General features: G+C 37.3%; 3 protein-coding genes. 1 reads left to right on the plus strand and 2 read right to left on the minus strand.

The features are described 5' to 3' along the window. Positions 1-188, minus strand: a 188-nt coding sequence (locus KO512_RS15305; RefSeq protein WP_215953227.1) for a hypothetical protein, incomplete at its 3' end; no start/stop codon positions are given. A gap of 372 nt (positions 189-560) precedes the next feature. On the opposite strand from KO512_RS15305, the gene KO512_RS15310 reads away from it, so the two are divergent. Further along, positions 561-1,790, plus strand: a complete 1,230-nt coding sequence (locus tag KO512_RS15310) for an IS110 family transposase (protein WP_215953228.1) — start codon at positions 561-563, stop codon at positions 1,788-1,790. Between the two features lie 146 nt (positions 1,791-1,936). On the opposite strand, the gene KO512_RS15315 is transcribed toward KO512_RS15310, so the two are convergent. After that, positions 1,937-2,329: terminase large subunit (locus tag KO512_RS15315; protein WP_215953229.1), on the minus strand; the 393-nt coding region annotated here is incomplete at its 5' end.

A 2,329-nucleotide genomic window follows, 5' to 3' on the forward strand; every position in this document is an offset into this window, starting at 1 on the left:
ATGTGTCGTTCATTAAAATCATTCGTTACCCTTAATGCTTTTAACAATGTCCATGGATCTTCGAATGTCGTTGTGTAGTGTCTTGCATGATAAATCTGCCCTTTTGTAAAAGCTCTTTTCCCTGCATGTTTCCCACCTTTTTCTTTATCAGGATTCATATATGCATCTTCAATACAAATCACTTTCATTTACCTCTCACCTCCTCGTATATTAATATTTAAGCCCTATTACAGGCTTAGATTTTCTTCTTAATAAGAGCCCTATAAATAAAAATACTTGGACGTCTCAAGATATTTCTAGATAATGATTTTAGGATCATTTGGGACAATTCTTTCACCTCCTGTGGATTTACCACATTTGAAGAGTGTTTCTCAGTGAACGTGCGGGACTCCCTACTCGCAGGCTGAGCAGCCTGACCCTCGAACCTAGATGATAGTAGCTCTAGGGCGGCTTTCGATTCAGGACTAGCTCTCATACACGAGGTTGTTGGTCGGCGTACACACTAGAGATATCTCGAGACGTCCAAGAAATGATTCTAATATAGAAGGGAGGTCTCTTACATGAGATTATTTGTTGGTTTAGATGTAAGTTCGTTTGATATGAAAGTTTGCTTTTTAAATGGTGATGGAGAAAAACTGGATTCTTTTTCGGTCAGTAATGACCTACCAGGAGCTACTACACTCAAAGAAAAATTATTACAGTGCGTTGTAGGTAAAGAGGTCGACATCCTTAAGATTGGTCTAGAATCCACCTCTGTTTACAGCTTTCATCCTTCTATGTTTCTTCACCATGATATAGATTTACAGCGTTTTGGAGCAAAAGTATTTCTCCTAAACCCAAAGCAAGTCGCAAATTTTAAGAAAAGCTATTCTGACATGAATAAAACCGATGAGATTGATGCCTTTGTCATTGCTGATTACTTACGATTTGGTCGTAATCAAATGTCTATCGTAAAAGAAAGCCAGTACGTGGCACTGCAGCAATTAACTCGATCACGATACCAACTTGTCAAAATGTTAACGAAAGAAAAACAACACTTTCTTCAGCACCTAAGTTTTAAATGTAATACATTTTCACAAGAGGTGGATACTTCCGTATTTGGTAGCGCCATGACAGAACTATTTCTTGAAAAATTCAGCTTAGAGGAACTAGCTAATATGCCTTTAGAAGAACTCGCTGAGTTCCTACAGGAAAAAAGTCGAAACCGTTTTGGTGATCCAAAATGCGTAGCAGCATCCATTCAAAAAGCTGTGAAAGCTTCTTATCGCTTGGATAAGGTTGTAGAAGATTCAATAGATGTCATCTTAGGTACATCCATCGCAGTCATTCGTACGTTTCAACAGCAAATCAAGGAATTAGAAAAGTCTATTAAAAAAATCATGGCTGGTTTGACCCAAACACTTGAATCTATTCCTGGAGTAGGTCCAGTTTTCGCTGCCGGTATCATTGCTGAGATTGGCCAAATCGAAAGATTTGACGATGAAACAAAAATAGCCAAATACGCTGGATTATACTGGCGAAAGCACCAATCCGGTCGTTTTACAGCCGAAGATACTTCATTATCCCGTACAGGTAATCATTACTTGCGTTATTACTTAGTTGAAGCCGCCAATTCAGTAAGAAAGCATGTATCAGATTATCAAGAGTATTACGTGAAAAAATATAATGAAGTACCAAAACATCAACACAAACGTGCACTCGTTCTAACCGCAAGAAAATTTGTGCGATTGGTGGATGCGCTACTACGTAGCCACCAACTTTTTACGCCCGGAAGGTGTGTGAAAGAATGACATAAAATTTTGTCATCGCTACCTTTCATTGTTTTCCAGTAAATTACATTCGTTACTGGTTTAGTTTCGTGATGCCTTTTTTAAACAAATTGACCTTTGACAACTTTAAACTTTGTTATTTCTCAGTTGACATACTACCGCAGGTCTTAATAGATTGACTTAACAGCTCTTGCTTTTCTGCTACGTCTTTTACTTTCGATAATATAGCGTAACGCAGCCATAGCATCGTCAAATACTTCAACAGGTTCATCTAAATATAATCCTGTTTTTGAATCTTTCTTCCATTTCCATTGTTGTATTTCTGCAATAAAATTCACACAAGAAGGGTGAATGTGTATTTTTAATGTTTTCAAATAGTCTATTTGAGCTTTTACACTGTTTGGATTTTTAACAACAGCAGTAGCTTTGTATCCTGCTTTCTTCCACATCTTAATACGGTCTGGTTCAGCAGAGTCACAATACATAAACAAACGTTTGTTTAAACCTTGTTTATCTGCAATCTCAATAATCTCATTTGTGTCTTTCTCATGGACATATAT

It is taken from the genome of Amphritea atlantica, from assembly GCF_018860855.1.
Classification (GTDB): domain Bacteria; phylum Pseudomonadota; class Gammaproteobacteria; order Pseudomonadales; family Balneatricaceae; genus Amphritea; species Amphritea atlantica_A.

Bases quoted from the DNA above. Each gene is read 5' to 3' on its own strand.
- KO512_RS15310 (WP_215953228.1), top strand. From the start codon at position 561: ATGAGATTATTTGTTGGTTTAGATGTAAGTTCGTTTGATATGAAAGTT.